This window comes from Cryobacterium sp. TMT1-19, from assembly GCF_004403055.1.
Lineage (GTDB): Bacteria > Actinomycetota > Actinomycetes > Actinomycetales > Microbacteriaceae > Cryobacterium > Cryobacterium sandaracinum.
Genome location: NZ_SOHB01000053.1, coordinates 43,023 through 69,482, shown reverse-complemented (window position 1 = coordinate 69,482; position 26,460 = coordinate 43,023). Strand labels below are relative to the sequence as shown.

The following is a 26,460-nucleotide window of genomic DNA, read 5'->3' as shown; positions in this document are numbered from 1 at the left end:
GGCAGATTCGGCCGGGGTTCAGGAGAGTCTTCCCACCCTGAAGCGAACGAGAGGAACGTGATTTTCGAGCGAAGTGGTGCCAGCATAAGGAGCGGGTCTGCGCCTGGGAAGGGGCGCCCGACTGCGGGGTCGCGTGACAAATGGGCAGCGGCATCCGTCTAGATGAGTGAGAACCCATTTACGGAAGGCACCAGCTTCCACCATCGAACGGACCCCACATGACGAGCACCGATCTGCACCACGACGACCTGACCGATGACGTGAGCGCACCCCGGCTCGCCGCGGTCGTCTACAACCCCATAAAGGTTGACGTCGACGTTCTTCGGGACGCCGTCGAGGCCCAGCAATCGGCCGCCGGCTGGCCGGAGACGCTGTGGTTCGAGACGTCAGCTGAGGACCCGGGGCAGGGACCGGCCCGGAAGGCGATCGAAGCCGGGGCCACCATGATCATCGTGGCCGGCGGCGACGGCACCGTGCGCGCCGTCGCGGAAGCCGTGCACGGCACGGAGTGCGCACTGGCGCTGCTGCCGTCGGGCACCGGCAACCTGCTCGCCCGCAACCTGCAGCTGCCCCTCGCCGACACCGGGCTGGCCCTGCAAGCCGCGTTCGCCGGCCAGGACAAGGTGATCGACGTGTGCCTGATCGACATCGAGCGGGCCGACCGGTCGGTCGACCGGCACGCCTACCTGGTGATGGCCGGGCTCGGCCTCGATGCCAAGATGCTCGCGAACACCGACGACGACCTCAAGGCGAAGGCCGGCTGGCTGGCCTACGTGAAAGCCATGATCGCCGTCGGCAAGGACGACAGCGATCTACGGTTCCGGTACCGGCTCAACGCGAAGCCCGAGCAGGCGATGCGCGCGCACACCATCATGGTCGGCAACTGCGGGTCGCTTCCGGCCAGCATCGAGCTGATTCCCGACGCCGCCCTCGACGACGGACTCTTCGACGTGGTCGTACTGAAGCCGGAGGGCTTCGGCGGCTGGCTGCAAATTCTGTCGAAGGTGCTGTGGGAGAACGGCGTGCTCAGCCGAACGGCATTGGGCCGCAAACTGCGCACCAATGATGTCGACGCGCTCAACTACGCCACCGGCACGAAGCTCGTGCTGCGGCTCAACCGTCCGGAAGAGATCGAACTCGACGGCGACGGGTTCGGCACCGCCGTGGCCTTCAAGACCTGGGTGGATGCCGGTGGCCTCACCCTGCGCGTGCCGAGCGACGCCGCGTAGGCGGCGCGGGGCATCCGTCGCCCCTCTCCCGTTCCACTCTGCTCGACGCGCGGGAGGTGCGCCGCTCTGCGGATAGCATGCCACCAGCGAAGCGGCGCGGCACCCGCGCCGGCACGACGGGCCACGGATGGGTGACGGCTGCACACCCGGCAGCCGTCAACGGCCGCCGCCACCGCCTCCGCCACCGCCACCGCCGGAGAACCCGCCGCCGCCGGAGCCGCCGGAGAAACTTCCTCCGCCGCCGGAGTATCCGCCGCCGCTGCTGGAGCTGACGGGAACCGTGGCAGAGGTGAGGACCGAGGCGACCCAACCGTTCATGGCGACGCCGAAGCCGCTCGCGGTGAAGCCTCCCTGCGACACGATCCAGCCCGGCGCCGGCGCCCCGTGCTCGTAGAGCACGACGAGCTCCTTCGCCCAGTCCCGTTCGACACCCCAGAGCACCGCGAAGGGGAGCAGCTCCTCATAGAGCTTGACCAGTTCGACGGTGTCGGGTGTTCCGGCGGCATCCGTCACCGGGCTCGGCAGCGCCCCCGATGCGACACCCGGCGTGGCAGGCATCGTGACCCGCAGCGCGCCGTCCGGGCCCTGCAGCATGCGGAAACGCTCCTCCTCGGCGAGCTCTAGATAGACCTTCAGTCCCTTGAGGTAGTCGCGCTGATCGGCCCCGGAATCGGTGAGCTGCACCGTGCCCTGGGCGAGGTAGAGGGCCAGGTAGAGGAACAGCGCTGCGATGACGGCGACCGTCATCACCTCGCCGAACTTCGGGGAGCCGTCGATCAGCGCCACCGCACCGAGGACGGCCAGGGCCGGCAGCAGCACGACGGCCATTCCGATGGCGATCCACCTGCCGCCGCGGCCGGCCACCTTGGCCCGCCAGCCGCGCTGGATGACCGACGCTGTCGCGGCGGGGAGGAACGCGCTCAGTTTGGCGGCGAGCGTGCTGTCGGCGACCCCCAGTTCCCGCGTCGCTCCGATCGTCAGGCGGGGGAACAGCGTCTCCAGCAGCTTTCGCTCCTGAGCGTCCACGCCTTCCACGGTCAGCAGCTGCAGCGTGTAGTCGCCGCCGCCTGCGCTGACCGGATAGTCGAGGATGCGCACCGTGCCGCGCACCGCCAGGCTCACGAGCTGCGCGGCGATAGCCGTCTTCGACCGATTCGCAAGGTCCCCCGCCTCCAGCAGGTTGTAACCCTTCGGCACGCTGTACTGGGCGATGATGGTGCCTCGGCCGCGCGCGTCGCGCTGGCCGAGTCGGCGACGGATGAAGGCGAGCACGACCCCGAGGAAGCCGACAGCCGCCACCAGGAACAGCAGCCCGGTCGCCGGTTCTCCCCCGCCGTTGTCCGAATCGCTCGCACTGTAGCTGGCCGAGGCCGGCACCGACACGAAGGTGCCGGGTGCAAAGCCGATGGCCACGGTCAGGTTCTGCCGCGGACCGAGACCCTGCACGGACGAGGTGAACAGCTGGCCCGTGGATCCGGGCACTGCGGCATCCGTCGTCTGGCTGATCTCGCACCGGGCGCCGTCGTCCTGGGCCCCGGAATAGCAGGCGGTGTCGCCGGTGAGGAACTCGGCGACGCTCGGGTCGACGTGCACGCGCGCGGTGACGGAGCCGAACGACTGGTCGAACCCGGTGCCGTTGGTGTCCCAGTAGAGCTCGTCGTCGTCGGTGTCGGCGAACGCGCGCACCACGTTCCGCTGCGTGTAGGTGATCGTGTAGGTCTGCTGGCCGCGCACGAACTCATCGGTGCCGAGCGGCACCTCGGTGACGGAGCCCTGGTCATAGGTCACGAAGTAGACGGGGGCTCCGGTGGCGTCGGTGACCGATTCGACGGTGGTGTTCAGCGGCACCCCGTTGTAGTCGTTGGGGAGGAGGCGCACCATGCCTCGGTTCTGGTCGAAGTTCGGGAACTGCGCCACGAACGTCTCGACCGTGCGCAGGGTGGAGTGCCCGGCGTCGTCACGGGAGAGGTAGTAGTCGGCCTCGAAGGAGGTGAATGTGAAGTCACCGGTGTCTGCCGACGCGGCCAGGGGCATTTCGACGGCCGGCATCCCGAGCGCGAGCGCCGCCGAGACCGCGAGCGCGGCGATGACCTGCACGAATCGACGTAACGGATGTCTGGCCGGTGCGATCCCGTGCATGTTGCCGCTCCCTGTTTCTGCCGGAGCCGGGAGCCTCGATGCGGCGTCGACCGCGCCGAGCCGTGCTGTCCCCACAACATCCGCCCTTCGAAGGCTAGTGCAGCACGGGTCCCTTCGGTGCATGCGAACCGACAGCTGAGAGCCCGGCAACGAGAAAACCGGTCGGCCCCTTCACGAGGGGACGACCGGCCTTGGTGCTGCGGGTAGTCAGGGCATCAGTACCAGTTGTTGGCCTGCGAGTGAGACCAGGCGGCGCACGGGGTGCCGTAGGAGGAGGCCTTGATGTAGCCGAGGCCCCATGCGATCTGCGTGGTCGCGTTGGTGGCCCAGTCGCTGCCGGCCGTCGCCATCTTGTTGCCGGGCAACGCCTGCGGGATGCCGGTGGCACCGCCGTTGGAGTTCACGGCGTCGTACTTCCACTCCGATTCCTTCTGCCACAGCTGGTTCAGGCAGGAGAACTGGTCGGCGCCCCAGCCGTACTGGGACGCGGCCATGGCCTGAGCCGTGGCGCGCGCGCCGGCAGGAGTGTTGCCGGAGGCCAGCGACTGGGCACGGGAGGACTCGGCGGCGGCCTGCGCGGCGGCCTGCGCTTCTGCCTCGGCTGCGGCCTGGGCTGCGGCCGCGGCGGCAGCCTCGGAGGCAGCCTCGGCGGCGACGCGGTCGGCTTCGATCGACGCCGCGGTGACGGCGGCGGTCTCGGCCTTGGTCTGGGCGGTCAGCGAGGTGACCTCGTCGAGAGGGAGGATCTCGTAGCTGGCGAGCGAGCTGGCGACCGCGGCGAGGCTGGAGGCATCCACCTTGTCCTGGGTGGCGGCGATGACCTGATTGGCCTCGTTCAGGGTGATGGAGGCCGAGTTGTCGCCATGCGCCTTGGCGACCGCGCTGTAGGCGCCGAGCTGTTCACGGTGCAGGCCCGTGCTGTCGGCGAGTGCGGTTGTGGCCGAGACGCGGTCCTGGGTGGCGGAGGCGGACTGACCGGCGAAGCCGGCGCCGACTGCGAGGCCGGTGATGGCGAGCACACTGCCGGCGATGAGCGCGATGCGGTACGGGCGGTTGATCTTGGTGGGGCCGGTGGTGCTGTTGCTGCTGGGAATGCTGTTGCTTCGCTTATTTTGGGCAGCGAATCGGATGCGGATTTCTTCGGGTGTTTCGGGCATGTATGTGCGCTTGACTTCCGTGTTACGCAAGCTCGCACGCGTGCGCGCGCCGGCTCACTGAGCATCGGGCCTGCGCTTTCGGGGGACGGCGCAGACGAAACTTATACTCTGTCTCATGTTTCTGAACAAACGCTCAGTATTCTGTAAAAGTCATGGGTAGCAGGGGATTGACACGAGATTCGGCAGGCCGTGCACCTCGATCAGGCGTGCCGCAGCGGGGGAGCCGCGTCAGCAGAGCCGACGGGCACTGTACGCTGCTCCGCCGCGGCCGCCGGGCGGCGAATGAAGAACGCCGCGGGGATCGCGAACAGCGAGATCACGGCGCCGCACAGGAAGGCGGCTGGAGCCCGTGATCAGCAGACGGGTGGGCCCGGAGCGGACGGCAGCCAGCCCGCAACCGAGCCGATGCCGCCGGATTCCGCATTCAGGTTGCTGAGGCCGTAGACGAGCTTGCCGAAACCGGGCGCCGAGAGGATGACCAAGACCACGTCGATCGGCGTCTTGCGCGAAGTGGTGACGTTCTTCAGCCCCAAGCCGCCCACGACGAGCGCGCTGAGGGCGATCGGGAGCACGAGGTTGAACATTTAGCGCCAGCCGAGCACGCTGAGAATGGCGCCCGAACTGCTGGAGCCGATGCAAGGGCGACCGAGAAGACGATGGTCAACAGCAGCGCGAATATGGTCGTCGTGCCGGTGGCCCGCACGACCCAGGCGGCCAGCAGCGTCGGCGGCAGTGTGGCGGTCTCGTGCGCGGCGAGGGATTCAAACCGCGCCGCTCCGGGCGGATCTGCGAGAGTCAGCCCGTCGCTCCCCGTGTGTTACGCCAAATGGCGAGTGCTGTGGCGCCGTCAACGACCGCGCCGCAGGATGGGTGGCATGCCCAGACAAATTCGCTTCAACGCTTTTGACATGAATTGCGTCGCGCACCAGTCCTCAGGAATGTGGCGGCATCCGCTTGACCAGTCCTGGCGATACAAGGACCTCTCCTATTGGACCGACCTGGCCAGGCTGCTCGAGCGAGGCACTTTCGATGGCATTTTCATCGCCGATGTGCTCGGAACGTACGACGTCTATGGCGGTTCGAACGAAGCAGCGATCCGGCATGGGGCCCAGGTTCCCGTGAACGACCCGATTCTGCTCGTCTCCGCCATGGCGGCGGTGACCGAGAACCTCGGGTTCGGCGTGACCGCGGGTACAGCGTACGAGCATCCGTACCCGTTCGCACGAAGGATGTCGACGCTCGACCATTTGACGAAGGGTCGCGTCGGCTGGAACGTCGTCACCGGTTATCTGCCGAGCGCCGCCCGCAACATGGGGCATGAAGACCAGTTGGAGCATGACGACCGCTACGACGTCGCCGACGAGTATCTCGAGGTGCTGTACAAGTTGTGGGAGGGCTCGTGGGAAGACGATGCCGTCATCCGCGACCGGGAGACCGGGGTGTTCACCGATCCGAGCAAGGTGCATGAGATCGGGCATTACGGCAAGAACTTCACCGTGCCGGGGATCCACCTGTCCGAGCCGTCGTTGCAGCGCACGCCGGTGATCTATCAGGCCGGGGCATCGCCGCGCGGTATCGCCTTCGCCGCCGGCAACGCCGAGGCGATCTTCGTGGCCGCTTCGACCAAGTCCGGCCTCACCGCGACCGTGAGCAAGATCCGGGATGCGCTCGAGCAGGCCGGTCGAGACCGGTACTCCGCGAAGATCTACACGCTGCTGACAATCATCACCGACGAGACCAGCGAGAAGGCGCACGCAAAACATCAGGACTACCTCTCCTACGCGAGCGAAGAAGGCGCCCTGGTGTTCATGTCGGGCTGGATGGGCATCGATCTCTCGCGGTATGACCTCGACGAGCCGATCGGCAACGTGAAGAGCAACGCGATCCAGTCGGCGGTGGCAAATTTTCAGGCGGCGAATGATGACGGCTCCGAGTGGACCGTGCGTGACATCGCGAAGCTCGGCGCAATCGGCGGCCTGGGGCCGTTCATCGTCGGCTCACCGGAAGAGGTTGCCGATCACCTGCAGGAGTGGGTCGCCGATACCGATGTTGACGGGTTCAACCTCGCCTACGCGATCACGCCCGGAACGTTCGAAGACGTGGTCGAGTTCGTGATTCCCGAGCTGCGTCGTCGCGGGGCCTACCCGGAGGAGTACGTCGAGGGCACTCTACGCAACAAGTTGCACGGGCGCGGCGACCGTCTGCCCGAGGAGCACCACGGAGCCGATTATCGACTCGGGGTGAACCAATCCGTTAGGTGACGAGCGGCGACCGCCGCTCGCCCTATGCAATCCCCGACTGCACCAGCAGCCGGGGGAAATCCGTGCGGCGGCGCCCGGCCAGTTTGAGCACCTGCTCACGCTCGCGCCGCAGCACGACCGACGGCCGCGCGGTGGCGGCGGCCAGAATGCGGGGAAGGGTCTCGGGCCACGGCACCCGCGCGTGGCCACTACCGGTCCCGAGACTCACAGGCAACCGGGACAATTCACCTTCAGTCGCGGCGAACAGGTCAGTTGCCGCTGCCGACCCTCATCGCATAACTCCTGCAATCCGGTGAGACTTCCCGCACGATCCGCGTGATTACGCGGGTGGACAAATCGGCAGGCAGAATTTGCAGGAGTTATGCTCGCTCCGCGCGGGTCACCGCGCCTATGCCCGCACCCGCCGCAACCGGATCGGACCCTTCGCCGTCGACGGATCGACCACGGCCCCGCCCTGCGTGATCTGCAGGTCACCGCGGGCGACCATGCGGCGTGCGGCGCGTCGGGCCGGCTCCATGAGGTCGTTCCAGCCGTCACCGCCGACCACTTTCGCCGCCTCGGACGGGCAGATCGTGGCATCCGTCGCCCGCGCACTGAGCAGTGTCGCGATAGCCTCTTCCAGCTTGAGGTCGGTCGCCGTGACCCCATGTGCGCGGCACGCGCTCGAGCAGTACTTCACCGACTCCCAGTTGTCGGCCCACTTCATGCGCCACTCGATGCGCCGCCCACACGAGGCGCACGTCTTGTCCGCCCGGTCACGGGCATGGTCAGAATCGGCGGGCTTTCGTTGACGGTGGGCCATGCCTTCTATCCTGCGGGATGGCGCGGGTCGCCGAGAGCCGCCGAGAGTCGCCGTTTGCGCCGAGCGTCGCCGTTCCAGCGGCGATTCTCGGCAGAATCGGCGACTCTCGGGGCTGCAGGGCGCCGGGCAGGCCGCCGGGCAGGGCGCCGGGCAGGCCGCCAGGCGGGGCGCGCCCGACCGATCGGTGCCGCGGGCGTGACGAATTCGGCCCGCATCCGTCTTATCAGTGACGGATGTCTCAGCCCCCGTGAGCGCCCAGGCCACCCGACACTGTCGGAGACTAGGATTTTTGCACCTGAACCCGAAGGAAACCCCGTGACGAGCACCGACCGAGCGCGTGTCGAACGACGGCGCGCAGCCGCTGTTCCTGCCCGTAGCCGCAGCATCGAGGTTGATGGGCATCAATTCACCGTGCACTCCCTGAAGAGCACCTCGCCTTCGCCGGACGCGCCGACCTACCTGCTGGTCCACGGCATCGGGGCGTCGCACCGCTACTACCGCCGGGTACAGAGGAGCCTGGCCGCCATCGGGCATACCCATTCGCTCGATCTGCCCGGATTCGGCGGCACCCGCCGGCCCGTTCGGCCGCTCGCTGTCGAAGAATACGGCGCCCTGCTCGGCCGGCTACTTGATCGACTCGAGGTGCCGCGGGCGGTCCTGGTCGGCCATTCGATGGGCGCCCAATTCGTCACCGAGGTGGCCCGGCAACGCCCCGATGCCGTCTCCCACCTGGTTCTGATCGGCCCTGTCACCGATCCCCGCCGGTCGACAGCCGTGCAACAGGCGCTGGGTCTGACCCGGGATGTGGCCAAGGAGTCACCATCGGGCAATCTGATCGTGTTCCGTGACTACCTCGAGTGCGGCCCGCGCTGGTTCTCCACCGAGCTCGTCCCCATGCTCGGCTACCGCACCGACCTGGCCCTTGGCGAGGTGCGCTCCCCCATTCTCGTGATCCGAGGCACCAATGACCCCGTCTCGGGCAGCATTTGGTGTGCATCGCTGGCCGCCGCCGCGCCGGACGGGCATGTGTTCGAGGTCGCGGGGCACCGCCACCTGGTGCACCACAGTGCCGCCGTGCAAACCGCCGCCATCATCGAGGGGCACGCCCTGCGGCTTCCGTCGGTCGCGCACCCGGCACAATGATTCGCCGTCTCCTGAACCCCCGTCTGCTGAGTCGCCATCTGCGCGAGGCCTGGTGGTGGCTGCTCGACTATGTCTATGCGGCGACCGGCCAGACCCGTGCGTTCCTCTCCCGCGCCCGGCCCACGGACTTCCGCTCCGGTACCAAAGCCCCGATCGTGATCATCCCCGGGGTGTATGAATCCTGGCAGTTCATGCGACCGTTGATTGAGATACTGCACGGCCACGGGCATCCGGTGCACGTGGTGGCGAAGCTCGGCCGCAACCGGCGTTCTCTGGCGGATGCCGCCGCGACCGTGGCCGCCTACCTCGAGCGGGAGAACCTGACCGGCGTCGTCATCGTGGCGCACAGCAAGGGCGGCCTGATCGGCAAACTGCTCATGACGACGGATGACCCGGGCCGCCGGGTGAGCGGAATGACCGCGATCAGTGCTCCCTTCGGCGGTTCCCGCTATGCGCGCTACTGGGTCGTGCCGAGCATTCGTGCCTTCGCTCCCGCCAACGTGGCCCTGCACGACCTCGGTCTGGACCACCGGGTCAACGACCGCATCACGTCTATCTACGGGGTGTTCGACCCGCATGTCCCCGAGGGCAGTGAACTCGTCGGCGCCCGCAACATCCAGCTCAGGGTCGGCGGGCACTTCCGCATCCTCGGCGACCCGGCGGCCGTGCGTGCCGTGCTCGACGCGGTGACGGATGCCGCGGAGTCGGCAGTCTGACTCCGGGTCGCAGATCGACCTTCGGTCACGCGGGGAAGGCGCTTGCCCTGCTGCACTCGGAGCCTGACCGCTCGGGCTGATGTTCAGGCGCAGGCAGGACTCCGCCCCGATTACTTCGCCGCGACAGTGCGCGCGCGGCGCGTATGGCGCTTCGTCGACGAGCCTCCTCGCCCGTAGACCAGGTACATGGTGAACCCCATGATGATCATGAGCAGCACGGTGTAGACGAACGTGATCGACATGGAGTCGAGGTTGTTCTCCCCCTCCGTGCTGGCCTTGATCGCAACACCGAGGGGTTGGTAGAGCGGGTGATACAGGAACACCGCGGCGTCATAGTCGTCGAGCAGGCTGTTGAAGTTGAGTGCCGTGATCGCAGCCGCGGTCGGGAGAACCAGCGGAACCAGAACCGTGCGAAGGGTGAACATCGACCCGGCACCGAGGATGCGGGCGGCATCCTCGAGCGACTCCGGCACCGACGCGAAAGCCGCCTTGAGCAACCGCAGGGTGAACGGGATCTTCACGATCACGTAGGCGATCAACAGGAGACTCGTCGTTCCTGTGAGCACCTGGCCGCCGACCATAAGGTTTGGGCGGTCGAACGTCATGACGAGGGCGAGGGCGATGAGAATCGTCGGCAGGATCCAGGGGATGTGCAGGAGGTACTCCAGCGTGGCGGTCAACGGGTTGCGGTGTTTCTGCAGCAACCGTGAGACGAACAGCATCCCGCCGACCACGATCACCGACGCCAGCGCGCTGTAGACGACGCTGACCACGAAGGGTCGGAGCACCGCAGGCGTGCCGAAGACCGTGGCGTAGTTGTCGAGCGTGAACGAATCCCAGCTGATGCTCCCCGTGACGATGGCACTCGAGTGCACGAAGGAAAACAGCACGATCAGCAGCACCGGCATCGCGTAGACGACGAAGAGAGCGTAGGCGGCCACGTGCACGGCAGCGTTCGCCACTGGGTTCGGGATTCTCTGCTTCTGCAGCGGGGTCGCCACCTTCGCCACCGAGAAGTACACCCCCGACTTTTCGACCCGGTTCATCATTGCCAGCAGCACGATGGTCGCCAGGCCGAGGATCACGGCGAGCAGCGCGGCGAGGTCACGCGACCCGGTGCTCTTGGAGAAGGTGAGGATCATCGGGGCGATCGTTTGGAAATCGGTGCCGCCCAACACGAGCGGCGCTGTCAGTGCGCTCATGCTGGGAAACAGCCCCTGGTCGACGTTCAGCAGACCAAGCACGTCTGGTCAGCAGAGGGTCTCGTCGAACGCCACTATTGCCGCGGCCAGGGAGGCCGATTGGTAATCCTCGATCAATGCAGACGCCGTCGTGTCCCGCAGGTTTGTCACTTCAGCCGTGGGATTCGTGATGGCGGAGGTAAGTTGCAATAGCTGCTTGAGATCGGCCTGAGTCTTCGGTGTTCCGGAGCCAGACATCGCCAGGGCAAGGTTGCAGGCGGCTCGCACATCGCTGTCACCATAGGCCTTGATCTGCTCGAGCCAACGGGCGGCATTCTTCTCCGCGGCAGCAGAATCGCCTCCTACGATGACTTCGGTCTCGTTTGCAGATCGGCCGAGAATGCGACCCAGATCATCCAGGCTGCTCGTGCCACTCCGAGCGCAACTGGCGCCCGTGAGGAGAAACCCAGCAAGTACGAGCGCCAAGAACGTCCGGGCTGAGGCGTGTGGCCCCCTGGCCGATGGTAAGCGGATGCTGTCATGTGTCATGTCGATCCCACCCCATTCAAATGCGATTCAAGCTCCTGGTTCCTCCGGCGGCGCCGGTGCTCGCTCTGTGGCCAGGCCGTCCGAAACGGGTCCGGAACCCGGCTCTACGACGCTGGCTCCCGCTCCGGCAATTGGCTCCCGTGTCGTCTGCATTTCCCGCTCTAGTTCGATCTTCGAACGAGTCAGCTCGGCATTTGTCTGAAGGTCTTGTACGGCTTGAACCCCCGAGGTAGCGGCCCGTTGCCCGAAGTAGAATCCGACGATTGCGATGACGACCGTCGACAGTGTGGCGAAGATCGTCTCGGCGAAGTCAGTGCTTGCGCCAGAAGCCGGGGCCAGCACCACATCGTAGGTGCGCCCGGTCCCGTCGGCGGCGCCAGCCTCGGCAACATTGACGCTGATGACGCGTTCAGAGGGAAAGCCCGCGAGTGTGCTTTCCGAAACTCCGGTGGATTCCGCGCCCCGCGATTCGCGCGAGCTGAGCTGGCTGAACAGGTAGATCGACGAAAACGCGAAGAGGAGCAGAAGCAAGAGCGCAATCACCGCGCTGATGCTGCCGTTCGGAAGATTGAGCGCACCACGGTTCGCCGTGCCATCCATAACTCGGGAAATCCAGGCCACCAGCGTGAGCAGGACGAGGAGCGCTGATAGTCCGAGGAGGATCCAGACGGTGAGCGCGATCTCGGCCGGTACACCCACAGGCTGCTGAGCAAGCACTGTGATCAGAACCGTCAGAGCGGCCAGGACAACAGTGAGCACACCGCCCGTGACGTAGAGGGCGGTGTTGCTCGGTTCGCTTGCACCCACTTTCGGCATCGTCACAGCTCCCATCCGAATCGTTGCACGTAACATACACCTGGGACTCAGGTAACGCTCATCTGAACGTGGCCCGGCGCGCTGAGTAACGGGCGGTCTTCGCCGTGCGCGCCTGATCCGCGCCTGCGCGCCAATGGCTGCCGATAAGCTCAGCGAGTATCTAGGCTCTGGGGGGACTGATGTCAGCAGGCGGATCGGCATGGACTGAGGCGACGCGCCAATTGGCACTCTCGGAGGCCCATGCGCTTGCCGCTGATTCCTCACGGGCCAAGGCCGCCAACTACTTCGCTGCTGCAGACAGCGAAAAGCGCATTGCCCACGTTCTCGCTCCCCTCGCCGCGGCTGGCTACCACTTCCTGCCCGATCGTCAGTGGCCCGGCAGCCGTCGCGCTCAGGTCGACATGGTCGTCGTCGGGCCGGGCGGCCTGTTCATCGTGGACACCAAGGCTTGGAAAGACCCGATCATCGCGGCGGGCCGGGTATTCCGCGGGCAAGCCGACGTCACCGACGAGTTCAACGGCCTGGCCGACCTCGCGTGGAAGACGGAGGCGGCTCTGGCCGAGATCGGCCTGGCCCCGGGCGAGGTGAGACCCGTGGTCGTCTTCGCCGGGCACACGGGCGTCAACGCATCGGTCGGCGGGGTCGAGATTGTCGGCGAAGGCGACATTGTGCGCCACATCGCCCGCCGCGGCCAGCGTCTCACCGCGTCTGCCGTCGAGCAGGTGTTGGCCGCCGCGATCAAGCACTTCCCCTTGATCGGCGCGCCGGCCCCGGTCGATGTGACCCTGCCCGAACCGATCATCGGCCCGGAACCGGCCCTCGATCTTGACCATCTGCCGAGCGAGAGCGACATCGAGGCCGCGATTCTCGAGGGACTCCTGGCACCTCCGATCGAGGAGTGGATGACGTTCCTGCATCCGGACCAGGCCAAGTTGGTGCGCCGCAGTTTCAACGGGCCCTCTCGCATCCGTGGGGCTGCCGGCACCGGCAAGACCGTCGTAGGGCTGCACCGTGCCGCGTACCTGGCACGGTCGCAGGCGAACGCCCGCGTGCTCGTGACCACGTACGTGCGCACGCTGCCCGACGTGCTGAGCAACCTGCTCGGCCGCATGGCACCGGATGTCGCTGGTCGCGTGGAGTTCAGCGGCGTGCACCAATTCGCCCGCAAGGTGCTCGACGAGCGCGGCATCGACGTGCGCGTCAACAGCAAGCTGGCCGATCAGTCATTCGACGAGGCCTGGAAGCAGACCTGCGGCCCGCTCACGACAATCGACACGAACTCCCGTTACTGGCGGGAGGAACTCGACCACGTGATCAAGGGCCGCGGTCTCACCACCTTCGACGAGTACGCCGACTGTGCCCGCATCGGGCGGCGCCGCCGCCTCACCCTCGACCAGCGCCGCTCGGTCTGGGCGCTCTATCAGCGCTACGAATCGCTTCTGCGCATTCGCGAGGTGCACGACTTCGCCGACCTGATCCTGCTCGCCGAAGCTGCTCTGCGCGCCAAACCGATGGTTGGGTACACCGCCGTCATCGTCGACGAGGCTCAGGACCTGTCGTGCGCCATGATCCGCATGCTTGCCTCCGTGGTGGACGGTGACGGCGCGGATGCCTTCACCCTGATCGGAGACGGCCAACAGACCATCTACCCCGGCGGTTACACGCTCGCCGAGGCAGGTCTCTCCGTCGCCGGCCGGGGTGTGATCATGGACGTGAACTACCGCAACACTGCCGAGATCCTTGCCCTGGCGGCCCGAGTCGTCGACGGAGGCAGCTACGTCGACATCGAAGGCACCGCAGCCAGCACCGCCGCGATCACCTCGCCGAGGCACGGCGAACGTCCCCTCTTCGCCCGGGCGCGCACCCGAACCGAGCACGACGGGAGACTGGTGCAGCACATCCGCCGGGCCACGCAGAGCGTGAGTGTGGGCTGGGGTGACGTGGGTGTGCTCTGCTTCACCACCTGGCAGGTGCGTGACGCGGTGATGCTGCTGCGCACCGCGGGGATCCCCGTGGTCGAACTCACCGATTACGACGGTGGCCGAACGGATGCCGTGAAGGTCGGCACGATCAAGCGTGCCAAGGGGCTGGAGTTCAAGCAGGTGCTGCTGCCCTGGATCACCGAACGCCTGATGTTCCCGGGCGTCACTGGAGCGGGGTGGACCGATTCGCAGATCGAACGCGACGAGCGCGACCGCCGCGAACTGTTCGTGGGCATCACCCGAGCTCGCGACGAAGTGTGGGTCGGCTGCATCGCGGCGCAGGGATCGTCTGCGTGACCTACCCAATCCCCAGCTGCACCGGCAGCCGCGGAAAGTGATCACGCGTTACTCATACACGTCCCGACGATGGCCGACGGTGACCACGACCACCACGAGGATGTCGTTGCGAATGGTGTAGATGATCCGGTAGTCACCCACCCGCACCCGATAGCCGAGCACGAGCCCGGCCGCATCGAGAAGGGAAGCGTCGGGGGCGAAGGTGACGAGAAGGTCGATGTCGCTGCCGGCGGCATCCGTGCCCTGGGCGATGCTGCCGAAGACTCGCACGGCGCCGGCACCGCGGTGGCCGGCCAGTTCGAGCACGCGGCGCCGCTCGCGCGCCAGCACGAGAGACGGCCGCTCAACGGCGGCAGCCAGGATGCGAGCGAGGGTTTCCGGCCGCAGCTGCACCCGAACACCTCGTAGGCGGAGCGGTTGGGCTGCGGAACTCCGGCACGAAGGGCCAGCTGGCTCTGCGAGAGATTGGCCCGTGCACGAGCCTCAAGAATCCGGGTGGACGCACTCATGCCGAGACTATAGCTGGAGGCCGTGCGAACGAGTTGATCGCAGACACGCCCTGCGCTTTTTTGAATCACCGCAGACAAATTTGATGCAATCCCGAACCCCGCCCACGGTTGGTTCAGTATGCGTTTTTGCGGTGGTCGACGTTCACGGCCAGGATGACCAGAGTGTCGTCCATGATCTGAACGAGGACGCGGTAGTCCCCTACTCGGTATCGCCACACGCCGGAGTGGTTTGCGGTCAGACCCTTCCCGCGTTGGCGAGGATCGTCGAGACGTTCGACGTCCTCGAGGTATAACAGGACTCGTCGCTGCACAGCGCGGTCCAGCTTCCTGAATTGGCAATCGAACTGCTCGGTGGTCTCAACGCGCCACCGGGCGATCACAGCTCAGACTCGGCTTTCAGCGCCGAGAGCGGCCGGGAGCGGCGGCCTGCGGCTTCAAAAGCGTTCAGCGATTCGTCGGCCGCAAAAGCGTCCTCCAGATCGGTCAGATGCTCGCGGAGGGCAGCTCGAACGTAGAAGCTCTTCGAACGCCCCGTGCGTCTGGACAGCTCCTCCAGCCGCTCCTCTTCCTCGGGGGTGAGACGGATTGAGATCGTCACACTGCCACCTTCCAAAGTAAGACATGTTTACGCAAAGGATACGCCCGTCTCGACGGTTCAGCACGTGTGATTGTCCGCGATGGTGCGTGGTTACAGTGGCGTTGCCGCGTTACGTACGTCAGGCGCCGTCCATCGTCATCGCCCCCGGCGTTGCCCTGGCGCACTCTGACCGTCGCCCGCAGTTCTCACGGGAGGCCTGAGCGGAGTTAGTGGCTCGGCGACGAACAGCTCGGTGGTGTGCCTGCGGTTTTCAGTTTCCAATAGCGAAAGCATGGCCTAGCCGATTGCGCATTTGTCAACTTTTCACCGACATCGATGCCAACGGATCGGCCAAAGGGCTGGCTTCAGGCCCCTGGACGGTCGCGTGCCGGCTCGCCACGCGCCTAACCCGTAAGCGAAAGAACTTCCGGCCGCGGCTTTTGCTTTTCATTCCACAAATCGAACGCAGTCTGCAATCCCAGCCAGAGCTCCGCGCACGTTCCCACAAGCAAGCTCGGGTGCGGAGGGTTGTGCATTGTGGTCATCTTGGTTCAGTGGTAGTCGACGTAGTCGAGAAAAGCGAGTTGTCATTGCAAGTTTGCAGCGTGATCCGGGCGGATGCCCGCCTTGCTTCCCGACGCAGAGAACCGCGCTTAGGCTTGGAGCATGTCTACCCCCTTAGCCTCAATACCGTTCAGTTAAGTGTTTGAGTGGTGATTTCTGGCTCGTGGAGGGGTTGTGGCCAGTGCGTGTGGTGGAAGCGTTTGGCGGGCCACTTCGAGACTTGCGTTTGATGACGAAAGGGTTTGATCGCCGCCGTCGCGCGGGGTTCAGGCGCCGGACGAGGGCGAGGATGGCGTGGCGCCAGACCGCTTTGGCGTGGTCAGGCTGCGGAGGGGGAAAAAGCGCCCTGAGCGACAGAGCGGCGGGCGATGCGGAGTGCGGCAACGAAAGAGACCCGGTCGGGGTCGCGGCGAGCGTGTTGGGCGGCCCCAACCATGAGGGTGCGGATCGCGTAGTGGCAACAGAGGTGGCCCCAGATTTCCTGCTTGACCAGGTCAGGAGATTTAGACCGCATCACCATGCGCGGCCCGCGTTGGTGAGTTTTCAACTCGTCGTACACGGACTCGATCTCCCACCGTTCGGAGTACACGGCCGCGAGTTCTTCCGCTGAGGCTTCGGCCGGATTAAGGATCGTGGTCAGCAGCCGGTAGGCGTCAGGGTTGTCGCGTCCATCGTCGATCGTGAAGTCCACGACCCGCACGGTCAACGGTGGTGTCGATTGCCGCCCAGGGCCAGAGGTCGGGATGATCGTCGCCAGCCAAGAGCCGTCAGCGAGGGTCTCCAGATGCCGTGGCCGGAGGTTCGTCTTTTCCACTACGTAACACGAGAATGCTTAACTGAACGGTATCGAGGCTGAGCGGGACCCACTGACCTCCCGCCGATTTGGCTCCGGAGCAGGTCTGAGAGGCCGAGGGCATGATCCTTGAGCATGCATTTGTTCCGGTGCTGGCCGGTTCCAAGGTCGAGTTCGAGGTCGCGTTCAAGCAAGCGCGTCCTCTGATTGGCGGCCAGCCCGGGTTTCGTTCCTTATCCTTGTCAAGATCAATGGGATCGCCGAACTTATATGTTCTTCTTGCGGATTGGGATTCCGTGAAAGCTCACACGCGAGGACTTCAACGTCGGGCCACGCACGTTGCTGGTTGAGAAAATCGGCGAACTGATTCGCGTTTTGACTCCGATCGCCAACTTTATTGTCGAGGTCGTTCCTCCTGTCATGACCTGGTTGCGAGAGAAGGCCGCGCTGCCCAACCTGCCGTATACGCGCACCTGCCCGGACCGTTGAGTCGGCCCGGGCAGGTTTCTGTCGTCCCCGTCAGCCGCCGTGGACCGGCGTCGTGGGACCGTGGCGGGGTCAGCGGTAGGCCACGCCGTTAGCTGTCACGGAAACCCGGGTACCCGCGGTTCCGTCCAGGAGCGCCGGCAACTCTGTCAGGGATCCGATGAAGGCGTCGCGACCGGTGTTGCGGGCGAAGTCGATCGCCGCCTCAACCTTGGGTCCCATCGAGCCCGCCGGGAAGTCGAAGCCCGCGAGCGTGTCCGGGTGGACGAGCATGATGGCGCGCTGTTCTGGCGTCCCCCAGCCGGTGTAGACGGCGTCCGCGTCGGTGGCGATCACTAGGGAGTCGGCCTTGAGGTCCCGGGCCAGCACCGCGCTGGCCCGGTCCTTGTCGATCACGGCGTCGACGCCGATGAGTTTGCGGGAGCCGGGCTGGTACATGGTGGGTATGCCACCGCCGCCGGCGCAGATCACCACCGTGTCGGCCGCCACCAGCGTTTTGATCGTGCTCAGCTCGAAGATCCGCTGCGGCATGGGCGAGGGCACCACCCGACGCCAGTGGTCGCCGTCGGGTTTGATAACCCACCCCCGCAGCACCGCCAGGCGACGCGCCTCGTCGGCGTCGTACACCGGCCCGACAAACTTCGTCGGGTCCGTGAACGCCGGGTCTGCCGGGTCCACCTCGGTCATTGTCAGGATCGTCGCGATCGACTTTTCGAACGGGAGTCGGTTGCCGAGTTCTTGTTCGATCATGTACCCGATCATTCCCTCGGTCTGGGCGCCCAGGACGTCGAAAGGGTACTCGGACGTGTGGTCGTAGGCGGCCGCCTGGAGCGCGAGCAGCCCGACCTGCGGCCCGTTGCCGTGGGAGATCACCAGCTGATGCTCCTGGGCGATTGGCGCCAGCGCGGCGCACGCCTTGGCGACGTTGGCACGTTGGTTTTGCACCGTCATCGGGGCGCCGCGCTCCTGGAGCGCGTTGCCGCCGAGAGCGACCACGAGGCGCATCAGGAACCCAGGGTGGCGACCATGATCGCCTTGATCGAGTGCATCCGGTTCTCGGCCTGAGCGAACACGATGGAGCTGGACGACTCGAACACCTCGTCCGTGACCTCAAGCTCGCCGAGGCCGGTCTGCTTGAACAACTGTTCCCCGACGGCCGTGTTCCGGTCGTGGAACGCCGGCAGGCAGTGCATGAACTTGACGTCGGGGTTGCTGGTCTTAGCCAAGACGTCCGCGGTGACCTGGTAGGGAAGCAGGGCGGCGATGCGTTCGTCCCAAGTTTCCTTGGGCTCGCCCATGGAGACCCAGATGTCGGTGTAGATGAAGTCGACCCCGGCCACGCCCTCGGCGACGTCCTCAGTGTGGGTCAGCCGCGCGCCCGTGCTCTCGGCGATCGTCTGGGCGGCCGCGATCACATCGTCGGTGTTCCACAGCTGGCGGGGGGCCACGATGCGCACGTCCATGCCCATCAGCGCCCCTGCCACCAGCAGCGAGTTCGCGACGTTGTTGTGCGCGTCTCCGAGGTACGCGAAGGCGATCTCGTGGTCGTTCTTGGTGGAGTGCTCGCGCATCGTGAGCATGTCGCACAGCGCCTGGGTGGGATGCCACTCGTCCGTCAACCCGTTCCACACCGGCACACCCGACGACGCGGCCAGCGTCTCGACGTTGGTCTGCGCCGAGCCGCGATACTCGATGGCGTCGAACATCCCGCCCAGCACCCGCGCGGTGTCCTTAACGGACTCCTTGTGCCCCATCTGTGACCCGCTCGGATCGAGGTAGGTCACGTGGGCGCCCTGGTCGTGCGCGGCGACCTCCATGGCGCAGCGGGTCCGGGTGGAGGTCTTCTCGAAGATGAGGGCGATGTTCTTCCCGGTTAGCCGCGGCAGCTCAGTGCCGGCGTATTTGGCTGCCTTGAGGTCCGCGGCCAGCCCGAGGAGGAACTTCCACTCCTTCGGGGTGAAGTCGACTTCCTTAAGGAAACTCCGGTTGTGCAGGTTAAAGCTCACAGGATCACCGCATCTCTTTCGATTGGACAGGACAGACATCGCGGACCGCCGCGCCCGCGGCCGAGCTCGGATCCCACGACGGGTACGACTTCGATGCCCTCGTCGGCGAGGTATCGATTGGCGGTCGTGTTCCGCTCATAACCCAGCACGACGCCGGGGGAAACGGCGAGGAAGTTGTTCCCATCGTTCCACTGCTCTCGCTGCGCACCCGCGCGATCGATTGGGGTGCGCAGGACCCGGACCTTGTCGACGCCGAGGGCCTCGGCCACGAGAGGAAACAGGTCCGTGTGCTCCGTAATGTCGTAGTCGCCGCCGGACCCCACCGGGGTGAGCATGAACGCGCGCAGCGTCTCGGGCAGGTACGGATAAACGGAGAACGCGTCGCTGTCGACCATTGTCATGGCGGTGTCCAGGTGCATGAACGCCCGCTCCTTCGGCAGCTCGACGACGATCACCTGGCGGACATGGCCGCCTTGGAAGAGCAGTCGGGCCAGTGTCTCGACCCCCTGGGGCGAGGTCCGCTCGCCCATCCCGATCATCAGCACCCCATTACCGATCACGAGCACGTCGCCGCCCTCGACGGTAGCGGGCTCGTGGGGCAGGAAATCGTCGCCGTAGACGATCTCCAGCCCGGCGTCGCGGAACATCGGGTGGAACTTGTAGATCAGGCGGGAGTTGATGGTCTCGCGTTTGCGGGCCTGCTTGGCCATCGGGTTGATGCTCAGGGCGCCGTAGATCCAGGACGAGTTATCGCGCTGGAACAGGTGGTTCGGCAGGGGCCGCAGCAGGAAGTCGTCGATGCCGAGGGACTCCATCAGAAGGCTGGGCGTGTGCAGCATCGGCATGACGTCACTCTTGAGCACGCCCCCGATCAGGAGCTCGGAAAGCACCTCCGACGACGTTTGGTCGACGATCCGCTCCAGCGGCTTGTCCAGCGCGGGCCCAAACCGGATGGCCGTGGTCAGACACTTCTGCAGGAACTCCCGGGCACCCGGCGCGTCCAGCGCCGCGGCGAGCAGTTCGCGGAAGTAGTGCACCGTCACGTTGCGCTCTCTGAGCTGGCCGACGAACGCGTCGTGCTCTTCCCTAGCCCGATCGGCCCACATGACGTCGTCGAAGAGCAGGTCGTCGACGTTGTCCGGGGTCAGCCGGCTGAGCTCGAGACCCGGCCGGTGGACGATCACCTGGCGCAGCACTCCTACCTCGGATTCAACACGAAATGGCATGGCTATTCCTTACTATATTGATGGTGTAAATGCTCAGCGGTACTCGGGCACGGGGGCCGGCTTAGTCATCCGGTGCCGCTGCGCAAGGTAGACCGGGATCCCGACGACGAACGCGCCGCCGGCCATCAGGAACGGGCCCCAGACGACGTACCACAAGTCGCTGGTGTTCCTGGAGTAGTAGATGAAGGCGACCGAGAAGATCAGCGCCACGACCGCCACCGACACATCGAAAGCGAACCTCGACGTGTGGACTGGGTGGCTGTCCCGCCAACGCCACTTGATCTGGACCAAGGCGGAGAATGCGTAGGGCACGGCAGCCGTGATCCCGGTCATCAGGACCAGGGTGGTAAACACCGTTGAGCCGCTGGTTCCCAGATAGCTGATCACCACGGCGACCGACGCCAGCGCGGTGGACGCGATGATCCCGAAGGCCGGAACCCGGCGCCGCGACAGGCTCCCGAACCGCGCCGGGAACAGCCCGTCCTTCGCGGCAGCCAACGGCATCTCCGCGCAGATCATTGTCCAGCCGTTCAGCGCGCCGATACCGGAGACGATGACGGCCAACGCCACCAAGTCCCCGGCCCAGGAACCGCCGCCGACGATCGAGTTGGCCGCGACGGAGTAGGACGCCTTGTTCACGTCCATAGCCAACTGCGAGGCGGGCACGATGCCGAACACGGCAACCATCGACAGCAGGTAGACGATGGCGCTAGCGAGCGTGCCGTAGATGGTCGCCTTCGGGACATTCCGTTCGGGATCGCGGACCTTCGCCGCGGCAACGGCCGCGGTCTCGACGCCCAAATAGCTAAACAGTGCGATCGCCATCGCTCCACCGATCGCCGACAGGCTGCTGTCACCGCTGAGGTTCCACGGCGTAAAGTTCCCCGCCTTGATGAAGAACAACCCGACGGTCGCCATGATGGCCAGCGGGATGAACTTCAGCACCGTCGTCCAGACTTGGACCGAACCCATCACGCGCACGCCAGTCAGGTTGATCACGGCCGGGATCCACAACCCGACGAGGGCGATCAGGATGGACCAGCCGACCGCGCCGTCCTTGTTTAGGAAGTGCTCGACGTAGTACACCCAGCCGACGACGATCGCCGCATTGCCCGCCCATGCCGTGATCCAGTAGGACCAGGCGTTAACGAACCCGGCCGCGTTGCCGAACCCTGAGCGTGCATAGGCATACGGTCCGCCGGCAGCCGGCAGGCGTCGCGACATCACCGCGAACATCAGCGCAAGCGCGACCGCCCCGACGGTGGCGAGGCCCATGGCGACCAGGCTGATCGGGCCATACGACGCTAATGCGTAGGGCAGCGAGAAGATGCCGACACCGATGATACTGCCCATAATCAGTGCAGTCGACTGAGGCAGGGACAGGGCGCGCTCGGTTGTGCGCCCCTCGGGCTCGGTCGGGACAGACCCGACCTCGGACCTTGGTTGGACCATGATGACCTCCGGCGTTGATACGGATATTTGACATCCGATCGTCAGGTCGAAAGGTTTCCGGGCTTAGCGGCCGAGGGAACTAAGTGGCGAGTTCACGGATGTTCTTGAAACGGATGTTCTTGAAATCTGCCGTGCATTTCGGTGGAGCGTGTCAGAAACCGACGCAGGGCAATGCCTGATCAGGTTTTAAGAAACGCAGTGGTTGAACTTAACATTGACGGCACCCCGATCACCGCCCCAAAGAGCCAGCGCTTACGGCCGAGCAGAAATCGAGACAATAACGTCAGCGACCAGACCGAAGAGGTTCTTGGGATCGAAGGGACCGGCGATCAGATCGAGTTCGACGAAGAATGAGGCGCCGGCGGCCGAATCGCGCAGGTAGCGCAGCACCGAAAAGTCTTCGATGGCAAAATCGACCGAGTCGAAGATGGCGATCTAGTCGTAGTGCGTGCGCCCCGCCGCCTGGGTCTTATCAGTAGTGAAGGTCGTGATGATGTCGGCGCCCGCCACCGCGTCCCGCACGCTCGCTACCACGACGATGTCGAAGCCGAACGGCCGGGCGGTGATGTTCTTTACGTTCATAAAACGCACCACGACAACCTTCTTTTTGTTTTCTGTAATCAGCCTATGACCGGGCAATGTGCACGCGTAACGAGCAGAACGAGCCAATATGTTCCATTAATCTTTCAAGATGGTTACCCTGGCTGTACAGTGTGAATTATGCATACGCTCGATGACCTCGATCGCCGCCTAATCGGCGCGCTGCGGGCGGACGGGCGAACCCCCGTCACCACGCTCGCCCATGACCTCGGAGTCACGAGGGCAACGGTGAACATCCGGCTGCAGCGGCTGCTGGACACGGGCACCGTCCTCGGATTCTCCGTCCGGGTTCGCGAAGAGCGGGATCCCGACTCGATCCGGGCGATCGCGCTCATCGAGGTCGAGGGGCGCTCAACAGATCGGGCGATCAGCCAACTTCGCGGCTTTCCCGAAGTCCGGGCACTACACACCACGAACGGCGGCTGGGACCTGGTGGCCGAGATCCGAACCGACACGCTGAGCAACTTCGACCGGCTACTCGGCCAAATTCGCTCCGTCGAGGGCGTCGTTAACAGCGAAACGAGTCTGCTGCTCAGTTCGACGCTGTCCTAAGCCTCATTCCACCGACCGGCTGAGGTTGGGAGTCGTTTTCTGATTTGAGTTGCGGCGGCGTGCTGGGGCGTGGTTGTGCGCTGAGCCTCGCTGCTCGCGTTGTTCCACTCGGCTTCCAGGTCGTGCCGGGTCGGGGCGGGCGGGTCAGGTCGGGGTTGGGCTCGGTGGTGCGAAGGCGTGGTCGAAGAGGTGGGCCCAGCCGGTTTCCCAGGGCCAGTTCTCGGGCAGGTGCAGTGTGATGCGCCGGGCTGACGCGGCGATCCTCGCGGGGATGTTGATCAGTTTCCGGCGGAGGGTCGCGGTCGTGGCCCGGGCCAGACCGGTGCCGGCGGTCACCGCGGTGGCGCGAGTGAGGTTGAAGGCGATGACGGCCAGGACCAGCCAGGCTGCGTTGGCGGCGAATACACCGGAGGGCATGTGGGCCAGGGCGCAGCTCTTCAGGTCGGAATTCACGAGCTCGATGGCCGCATGGGCGCGGTGGGTTTTATCCGCGGTGACCGTGTCCAGTGTGCTGGTGGTGAAGAACGCGTGGAAGCGGTGCAGGTCGAAGAGCGTGGCCTGGCCGGCGAGTTTGTGCTTGTTCAGTTCCGGGATGCGGCGCACGACGAGGCGGCCGCTGATGTGGTCCGACTTCTTCCGTGAGGTGAATGCAGTGTAGGGAATCTCGGCGACTTCAGCGTCGGAGATCCAGGTTCGGTCGTCCTCGTCGAAGATCGCATGGGTTTACTTGATCGGCGTCCACCCGGTCGCCGGGATGGCCGCGATGCGCTTCCTGACGGCGGAATCGAGGCAGGCAGTGACAGAGACGTCCGCGCCGCCAGCCATAGCGGCGTGGATGGCCACGAAAGTGTAGAACGCGGAATCGGCGCGGAACAGGATCCGGGCGGCGGTCATCCCAGGCAGGCGGCGGAGAGTGGCGAGGGCGTCCCGGATCAGCCGGGTCGCGCCGTGCGGGGACGAGCAGGCACCCCGGCGCAGACGCTGGGCGAGAAGGATCGGCGCGCCGGTGACCGATTTCAGTGTGGCGAGGATCGCGTTGAGCCCGTGGACCCCGGAGTAGCCGAAGCTGGCGCCTTGTTTCTGGTGCCCGTGGACCTCGATGATGGTGTCGTCCACGTCCAGGAACACATAGTCGTCAGGTTCCGGGCTGATCAGCGGGCTCAGGGCAGCGAGGTTGATCAGGAACCGGGACGCGACGGCATCAAGCTGGCGCACATGGCCGAACGTGAACGCGCGCAGGAACGACCCGAGCGTCGACGGTGCGTAGAGGTGGGCGAAGAGCTTGCGCATTCCGCCGTGACGCAACACGGCCATGTCGTCAATGGCATCCGCACCGGCCACCATCCCGGCAACCAGGGACGCGATCTTCAGGCCGGCGTTCGCGCCCTTGTCCGTGGGGACGCTCAACCATTTGTCGGCCAGCCGTCGCAGGCCCGCTCTCTCGGCCAGTTTCATCGCCGGGACCAAACCCGCAGAAGACACGAGGTTGGAGTCATCGAAGACGTGCGACACGGCGCGGGTGGTGTGCAAAACTTGCATCTACGAGATGTCCTTCTGGATCAGTTGAATTGTTCTGTGGTAAGTACAATTTTCCCTGATAAGAAGGGCATTCTCTGTTTAACGCGCCGCTAGATCCCAAGTCCGATCGGTGGATTCAGGCTTAGACGACCCCAACTTCCGAAGCGCATTCGGCGCAGCCGGCATGGTCCACCGGCCAGGTATGGCCAATGACCTTCTTCAGGAGATGGCACCGCTCTTGGCGGAAGATGGCATAGATGTCAATGATCCGTCGAGTTTCGACATGGCTGCCTTGAACGCGGCACTCGCACGCGCGGTTGAGCGAACAAACCTGGAACGATTCACGCCGATCGGCGTGACCAGGTCGAATACGTTGACCGTGCTCCTGTCGGCGTCGGAAGCAATCAGCTCGGGCGACGTGCAGAGTACTGAGGCCGTGATTCGTGGCATCGCCCCGGAGCCGAAGGAGACTGGCGAACCATCGGTCGCTCCTGTCATCGGGGTGAGCCTCGGCCTGCTCGATTCGTGGCATCGTGATGCCAGCCTCACCAAGCTGCATGCTCGTACGCGGATCCCTGATTGATCGAGCCGTTCCCGTGCCACGGGGACAGACATAATCGCGCTGGCGCGAAAAGGGCGAGCATTGGAAGCGGTTGCCGCACTGCACGGCCGGTACGACGGATTGACGATCTTGGAGGGCAGCATCCTCGCGATCGCTGGAACGCTCCAGTCCTGGGCCGCCGCGACGGACCAGAGCGTTCATGACCTCGGCGTGGCCGTTCTGAAGGACCAGAAGTAACAAGGACCGGCACCGACCCTTTCCGCGTTGGCGAGGCTCGTCGCGACTCTCGACGTCGTCGAGGTAGAACGGAACCCGACGCGGCACAGCGCGGTTCAGCATCCAGAATCGGCAATCGATAAGTTTGGTGGTCCTATCCTGCCACCGGGCGATCGCAGCTAACACTCGGCTTCCAGCGATCGCGTGGCCGTCGAGGCGGGCCGCGGCGACGCCAGGTACCGCTGGGTCGGACTGGACGGACACGTGGTGTCGATCGAGGAATTCGGCGAGTCGGGTAGCGGCCCCGAGGTGCTGCGTCGCCGCGGCATCCACCTCACGCGGTCATCAACGCTGCGCACGCCACCCTCGCCGGCCACCCCGGCACGCCGCCGGGCACCTCCAAACCCCTCACCAACGAAAGATGCACCTCATGACCATTCTCGCCCCCGACGCCAGAAGCGTCGCCCGCCAGATCGACCACACCCTGCTCACGCCCGAGGCCACCGCCAAAGCCGCCGAGGCCGCGCTCGCCATCGAGCAGGGCGCCGACGAGATCGACATGGTCATCGACATCGGTTCGGCCGAGGCCGGCCGCTTCGACGACGTGCAGGCCGACATCGCCGCCGTGCGCTCCAGCATCCCGGCGCCGAAGGTGCTCAAGGTCATCATCGAATCTGCAGCGTTGACGGATGCCGAGATCGTCGCCGTGTGCCAGGCCGCCGTAGCCGCGGGCGCCGACTTCGTGAAGACCTCCACCGGCTTCCACCCCGCCGGCGGGGCGACCGAGCACGCCGTGCGCCTGATGAAGCAGACCGTGGGCGACCGAGCCCAGGTGAAGGCATCGGGCGGCGTGCGCAGCTTCGACGTTGCCCGCGCCATGATCGCCGCGGGCGCGAGTCGCCTCGGCGTCTCCGGCAGCGCCGCACTGCTCAGCGGCAGCACGCGCGCCGTCCCGACCAGCACCTACTAGGCGTCCGTGCCGGCCTCGCCGAACTCGATTGGGCGGACAGGTCTGCTCGCCTAGAACCGTCGCATCGTTCCGCGCGCGTCCGCACTGCATGCGCTCGACAACGGGCCGACGGGGCCGCCGACCGGGTCGCCCACATTCAGCCTGACCCCCGCCGAAA

27 protein-coding genes and 2 pseudogenes are annotated in these 26,460 nt (G+C 65.6%); 10 read left to right on the top strand and 19 right to left on the bottom strand.

The window, feature by feature from the left end:
• Nucleotides 1-218 precede the first annotated feature (218 nt).
• Nucleotides 219-1,229: a diacylglycerol kinase family protein gene (locus tag E3T40_RS13695; RefSeq protein ID WP_134544198.1), complete on the top strand. Its 1,011-nt coding sequence runs from the start codon at nt 219-221 to the stop codon at nt 1,227-1,229.
• Nucleotides 1,230-1,385: 156 nt separating this feature from the next.
• On the opposite strand, the gene E3T40_RS16615 is transcribed toward E3T40_RS13695, so the two are convergent.
• From E3T40_RS16615 to E3T40_RS13680, 3 genes are all read right to left on the bottom strand, one after another.
• Nucleotides 1,386-3,368, bottom strand: a complete 1,983-nt coding sequence (locus E3T40_RS16615) for a DUF2207 domain-containing protein (protein ID WP_194088389.1) — start codon at nt 3,366-3,368, stop codon at nt 1,386-1,388.
• Nucleotides 3,369-3,583: 215 nt separating this feature from the next.
• A complete protein-coding gene (locus E3T40_RS13685) occupies nt 3,584-4,525 on the bottom strand; it encodes a hypothetical protein (protein ID WP_233199186.1) in 942 nt (313 codons plus the stop codon).
• A 353-nt stretch (nt 4,526-4,878) separates the two neighbouring features.
• Nucleotides 4,879-5,109 carry a hypothetical protein gene (locus E3T40_RS13680; RefSeq protein WP_134544193.1) on the bottom strand — a complete coding sequence of 77 codons (231 nt, stop codon included), beginning with the start codon at nt 5,107-5,109 and terminating at the stop codon, nt 4,879-4,881.
• A 291-nt stretch (nt 5,110-5,400) separates the two neighbouring features.
• Here E3T40_RS13680 and E3T40_RS13675 point away from each other — a divergent pair, with 291 nt between their 5' ends.
• Nucleotides 5,401-6,786 carry an LLM class flavin-dependent oxidoreductase gene (locus tag E3T40_RS13675; RefSeq protein WP_104099292.1) on the top strand — a complete coding sequence of 462 codons (1,386 nt, stop codon included), beginning with the start codon at nt 5,401-5,403 and terminating at the stop codon, nt 6,784-6,786.
• A 22-nt stretch (nt 6,787-6,808) separates the two neighbouring features.
• On the opposite strand, the gene E3T40_RS13670 is transcribed toward E3T40_RS13675, so the two are convergent.
• Nucleotides 6,809-7,000, bottom strand: a complete 192-nt coding sequence (locus E3T40_RS13670; protein WP_134544191.1) for a hypothetical protein — start codon at nt 6,998-7,000, stop codon at nt 6,809-6,811.
• Nucleotides 7,001-7,174: 174 nt separating this feature from the next.
• Nucleotides 7,175-7,588, bottom strand: a complete 414-nt coding sequence (locus E3T40_RS13665) for a DUF2256 and DUF3253 domain-containing protein (RefSeq protein WP_134544188.1) — start codon at nt 7,586-7,588, stop codon at nt 7,175-7,177.
• Between the two features lie 315 nt (nt 7,589-7,903).
• Between E3T40_RS13665 and E3T40_RS13660 the strand changes: the two genes are divergently transcribed.
• Together E3T40_RS13660 and E3T40_RS13655 are read left to right on the top strand one after the other, a co-directional pair.
• Nucleotides 7,904-8,731 carry an alpha/beta fold hydrolase gene (locus tag E3T40_RS13660; RefSeq protein ID WP_166786644.1) on the top strand — a complete coding sequence of 276 codons (828 nt, stop codon included), beginning with the start codon at nt 7,904-7,906 and terminating at the stop codon, nt 8,729-8,731.
• A complete protein-coding gene (locus E3T40_RS13655; protein WP_174843672.1) occupies nt 8,728-9,447 on the top strand; it encodes a triacylglycerol lipase in 720 nt (239 codons plus the stop codon). Before E3T40_RS13660 ends, E3T40_RS13655 begins: the two co-directional genes overlap by 4 nt.
• Before the next feature lie 110 nt (nt 9,448-9,557).
• On the opposite strand, the gene E3T40_RS13650 is transcribed toward E3T40_RS13655, so the two are convergent.
• The 3 genes from E3T40_RS13650 to E3T40_RS13640 form a co-directional block, all read right to left on the bottom strand.
• Nucleotides 9,558-10,649: an ABC transporter permease gene (locus E3T40_RS13650; RefSeq protein ID WP_370287928.1), complete on the bottom strand. Its 1,092-nt coding sequence runs from the start codon at nt 10,647-10,649 to the stop codon at nt 9,558-9,560.
• Between the two features lie 48 nt (nt 10,650-10,697).
• Nucleotides 10,698-11,114, bottom strand: coding sequence for a hypothetical protein (locus tag E3T40_RS13645; protein ID WP_134544184.1), 417 nt, complete (start codon nt 11,112-11,114; stop codon nt 10,698-10,700).
• A gap of 90 nt (nt 11,115-11,204) precedes the next feature.
• On the bottom strand, nt 11,205-11,999 hold the full coding sequence (locus E3T40_RS13640; RefSeq protein ID WP_134544182.1) for a hypothetical protein: 795 nt from the start codon (nt 11,997-11,999) through the stop codon (nt 11,205-11,207).
• 215 nt (nt 12,000-12,214) lie between these two features.
• On the opposite strand from E3T40_RS13640, the gene E3T40_RS13635 reads away from it, so the two are divergent.
• Nucleotides 12,215-14,272, top strand: a complete 2,058-nt coding sequence (locus tag E3T40_RS13635) for a nuclease-related domain-containing DEAD/DEAH box helicase (protein WP_241981788.1) — start codon at nt 12,215-12,217, stop codon at nt 14,270-14,272.
• A 48-nt stretch (nt 14,273-14,320) separates the two neighbouring features.
• Here E3T40_RS13635 and E3T40_RS13630 read toward each other — a convergent pair whose 3' ends face one another.
• The 4 genes and pseudogenes from E3T40_RS13630 to E3T40_RS13615 form a co-directional block, all read right to left on the bottom strand.
• Nucleotides 14,321-14,665 (bottom strand): nucleotidyltransferase domain-containing protein, encoded by a 345-nt coding sequence (locus E3T40_RS13630; RefSeq protein WP_255408676.1) that lies wholly within the window; start codon nt 14,663-14,665, stop codon nt 14,321-14,323.
• 229 nt (nt 14,666-14,894) lie between these two features.
• Nucleotides 14,895-15,161, bottom strand: a complete 267-nt coding sequence (locus tag E3T40_RS13625; RefSeq protein ID WP_255408675.1) for a type II toxin-antitoxin system RelE/ParE family toxin — start codon at nt 15,159-15,161, stop codon at nt 14,895-14,897.
• Nucleotides 15,158-15,379 (bottom strand): DUF6290 family protein, encoded by a 222-nt coding sequence (locus tag E3T40_RS13620; RefSeq protein ID WP_104171445.1) that lies wholly within the window; start codon nt 15,377-15,379, stop codon nt 15,158-15,160. Before E3T40_RS13620 ends, E3T40_RS13625 begins: the two co-directional genes overlap by 4 nt.
• A gap of 862 nt (nt 15,380-16,241) precedes the next feature.
• Nucleotides 16,242-16,715 (bottom strand): annotated as a pseudogene (locus tag E3T40_RS13615) (transposase); the annotation flags it as partial.
• A 122-nt stretch (nt 16,716-16,837) separates the two neighbouring features.
• Between E3T40_RS13615 and E3T40_RS13610 the strand changes: the two are divergent.
• Entirely contained in the window at nt 16,838-17,065 is a 228-nt protein-coding gene (locus E3T40_RS13610) for an antibiotic biosynthesis monooxygenase (protein WP_134544177.1), read from the top strand.
• A 208-nt stretch (nt 17,066-17,273) separates the two neighbouring features.
• Here E3T40_RS13610 and arcC read toward each other — a convergent pair whose 3' ends face one another.
• From arcC to E3T40_RS13585, 6 genes are all read right to left on the bottom strand, one after another.
• Nucleotides 17,274-18,206 carry a carbamate kinase gene (arcC, locus tag E3T40_RS13605; protein WP_104171448.1) on the bottom strand — a complete coding sequence of 311 codons (933 nt, stop codon included), beginning with the start codon at nt 18,204-18,206 and terminating at the stop codon, nt 17,274-17,276.
• Nucleotides 18,206-19,207 (bottom strand): ornithine carbamoyltransferase, encoded by a 1,002-nt coding sequence (argF, locus tag E3T40_RS13600; protein ID WP_104171449.1) that lies wholly within the window; start codon nt 19,205-19,207, stop codon nt 18,206-18,208. The genes arcC and argF overlap by 1 nt, the downstream gene beginning before the upstream one ends.
• Complete coding sequence (locus E3T40_RS13595) at nt 19,204-20,433, bottom strand: arginine deiminase (protein WP_104171450.1); 1,230 nt, start codon at nt 20,431-20,433, stop codon at nt 19,204-19,206. The genes argF and E3T40_RS13595 overlap by 4 nt, the downstream gene beginning before the upstream one ends.
• Before the next feature lie 33 nt (nt 20,434-20,466).
• Nucleotides 20,467-21,885: an amino acid permease gene (locus E3T40_RS13590; RefSeq protein WP_134544174.1), complete on the bottom strand. Its 1,419-nt coding sequence runs from the start codon at nt 21,883-21,885 to the stop codon at nt 20,467-20,469.
• A gap of 252 nt (nt 21,886-22,137) precedes the next feature.
• Complete coding sequence (locus tag E3T40_RS16425; protein ID WP_158251977.1) at nt 22,138-22,275, bottom strand: hypothetical protein; 138 nt, start codon at nt 22,273-22,275, stop codon at nt 22,138-22,140.
• A 45-nt stretch (nt 22,276-22,320) separates the two neighbouring features.
• Complete coding sequence (locus E3T40_RS13585; RefSeq protein WP_134544171.1) at nt 22,321-22,467, bottom strand: hypothetical protein; 147 nt, start codon at nt 22,465-22,467, stop codon at nt 22,321-22,323.
• Between the two features lie 138 nt (nt 22,468-22,605).
• Between E3T40_RS13585 and E3T40_RS13580 the strand changes: the two genes are divergently transcribed.
• Nucleotides 22,606-23,037, top strand: coding sequence for an Lrp/AsnC family transcriptional regulator (locus E3T40_RS13580; protein ID WP_104171452.1), 432 nt, complete (start codon nt 22,606-22,608; stop codon nt 23,035-23,037).
• Nucleotides 23,038-23,181: 144 nt separating this feature from the next.
• Here the strand turns inward: E3T40_RS13580 and E3T40_RS13575 are convergent.
• A pseudogene (locus E3T40_RS13575) lies at nt 23,182-24,576 on the bottom strand (IS1380 family transposase).
• A gap of 181 nt (nt 24,577-24,757) precedes the next feature.
• Here E3T40_RS13575 and E3T40_RS13570 point away from each other — a divergent pair.
• From E3T40_RS13570 to deoC, 3 genes are all read left to right on the top strand, one after another.
• Nucleotides 24,758-25,138: a hypothetical protein gene (locus E3T40_RS13570; RefSeq protein WP_134544168.1), complete on the top strand. Its 381-nt coding sequence runs from the start codon at nt 24,758-24,760 to the stop codon at nt 25,136-25,138.
• A 60-nt stretch (nt 25,139-25,198) separates the two neighbouring features.
• The gene (locus E3T40_RS16420) at nt 25,199-25,354 is read left to right on the top strand and encodes a hypothetical protein (protein ID WP_166786643.1); all 156 of its coding nucleotides are present in this window, start codon (nt 25,199-25,201) and stop codon (nt 25,352-25,354) included.
• A gap of 409 nt (nt 25,355-25,763) precedes the next feature.
• Nucleotides 25,764-26,303, top strand: coding sequence for a deoxyribose-phosphate aldolase (gene deoC / locus E3T40_RS13565; protein WP_134544165.1), 540 nt, complete (start codon nt 25,764-25,766; stop codon nt 26,301-26,303).
• Nucleotides 26,304-26,460: the final 157 nt, after the last annotated feature.

What these genes read in the sequence shown, in the direction of transcription:
- E3T40_RS13695 (WP_134544198.1), top strand. Translation starts at nt 219, where the DNA reads ATGACGAGCACCGATCTGCACCACGACGACCTGACCGATGACGTGAGC.
- E3T40_RS16615 (WP_194088389.1), bottom strand. Translation starts at nt 3,368, where the DNA reads ATGCACGGGATCGCACCGGCCAGACATCCGTTACGTCGATTCGTGCAG.
- E3T40_RS13685 (WP_233199186.1), bottom strand. Translation starts at nt 4,525, where the DNA reads ATGCCCGAAACACCCGAAGAAATCCGCATCCGATTCGCTGCCCAAAAT.
- E3T40_RS13680 (WP_134544193.1), bottom strand. Translation starts at nt 5,109, where the DNA reads ATGTTCAACCTCGTGCTCCCGATCGCCCTCAGCGCGCTCGTCGTGGGC.
- E3T40_RS13675 (WP_104099292.1), top strand. Translation starts at nt 5,401, where the DNA reads ATGCCCAGACAAATTCGCTTCAACGCTTTTGACATGAATTGCGTCGCG.
- E3T40_RS13665 (WP_134544188.1), bottom strand. Translation starts at nt 7,588, where the DNA reads ATGGCCCACCGTCAACGAAAGCCCGCCGATTCTGACCATGCCCGTGAC.
- E3T40_RS13655 (WP_174843672.1), top strand. Translation starts at nt 8,728, where the DNA reads ATGATTCGCCGTCTCCTGAACCCCCGTCTGCTGAGTCGCCATCTGCGC.
- E3T40_RS13650 (WP_370287928.1), bottom strand. Translation starts at nt 10,649, where the DNA reads ATGAGCGCACTGACAGCGCCGCTCGTGTTGGGCGGCACCGATTTCCAA.
- E3T40_RS13610 (WP_134544177.1), top strand. Translation starts at nt 16,838, where the DNA reads ATGATCCTTGAGCATGCATTTGTTCCGGTGCTGGCCGGTTCCAAGGTC.
- arcC (WP_104171448.1), bottom strand. Translation starts at nt 18,206, where the DNA reads ATGCGCCTCGTGGTCGCTCTCGGCGGCAACGCGCTCCAGGAGCGCGGC.
- E3T40_RS13595 (WP_104171450.1), bottom strand. Translation starts at nt 20,433, where the DNA reads ATGCCATTTCGTGTTGAATCCGAGGTAGGAGTGCTGCGCCAGGTGATC.
- E3T40_RS13590 (WP_134544174.1), bottom strand. Translation starts at nt 21,885, where the DNA reads ATGGTCCAACCAAGGTCCGAGGTCGGGTCTGTCCCGACCGAGCCCGAG.
- E3T40_RS13585 (WP_134544171.1), bottom strand. Translation starts at nt 22,467, where the DNA reads ATGAACGTAAAGAACATCACCGCCCGGCCGTTCGGCTTCGACATCGTC.
- E3T40_RS13580 (WP_104171452.1), top strand. Translation starts at nt 22,606, where the DNA reads ATGCATACGCTCGATGACCTCGATCGCCGCCTAATCGGCGCGCTGCGG.
- E3T40_RS13570 (WP_134544168.1), top strand. Translation starts at nt 24,758, where the DNA reads ATGGCCAATGACCTTCTTCAGGAGATGGCACCGCTCTTGGCGGAAGAT.
- deoC (WP_134544165.1), top strand. Translation starts at nt 25,764, where the DNA reads ATGACCATTCTCGCCCCCGACGCCAGAAGCGTCGCCCGCCAGATCGAC.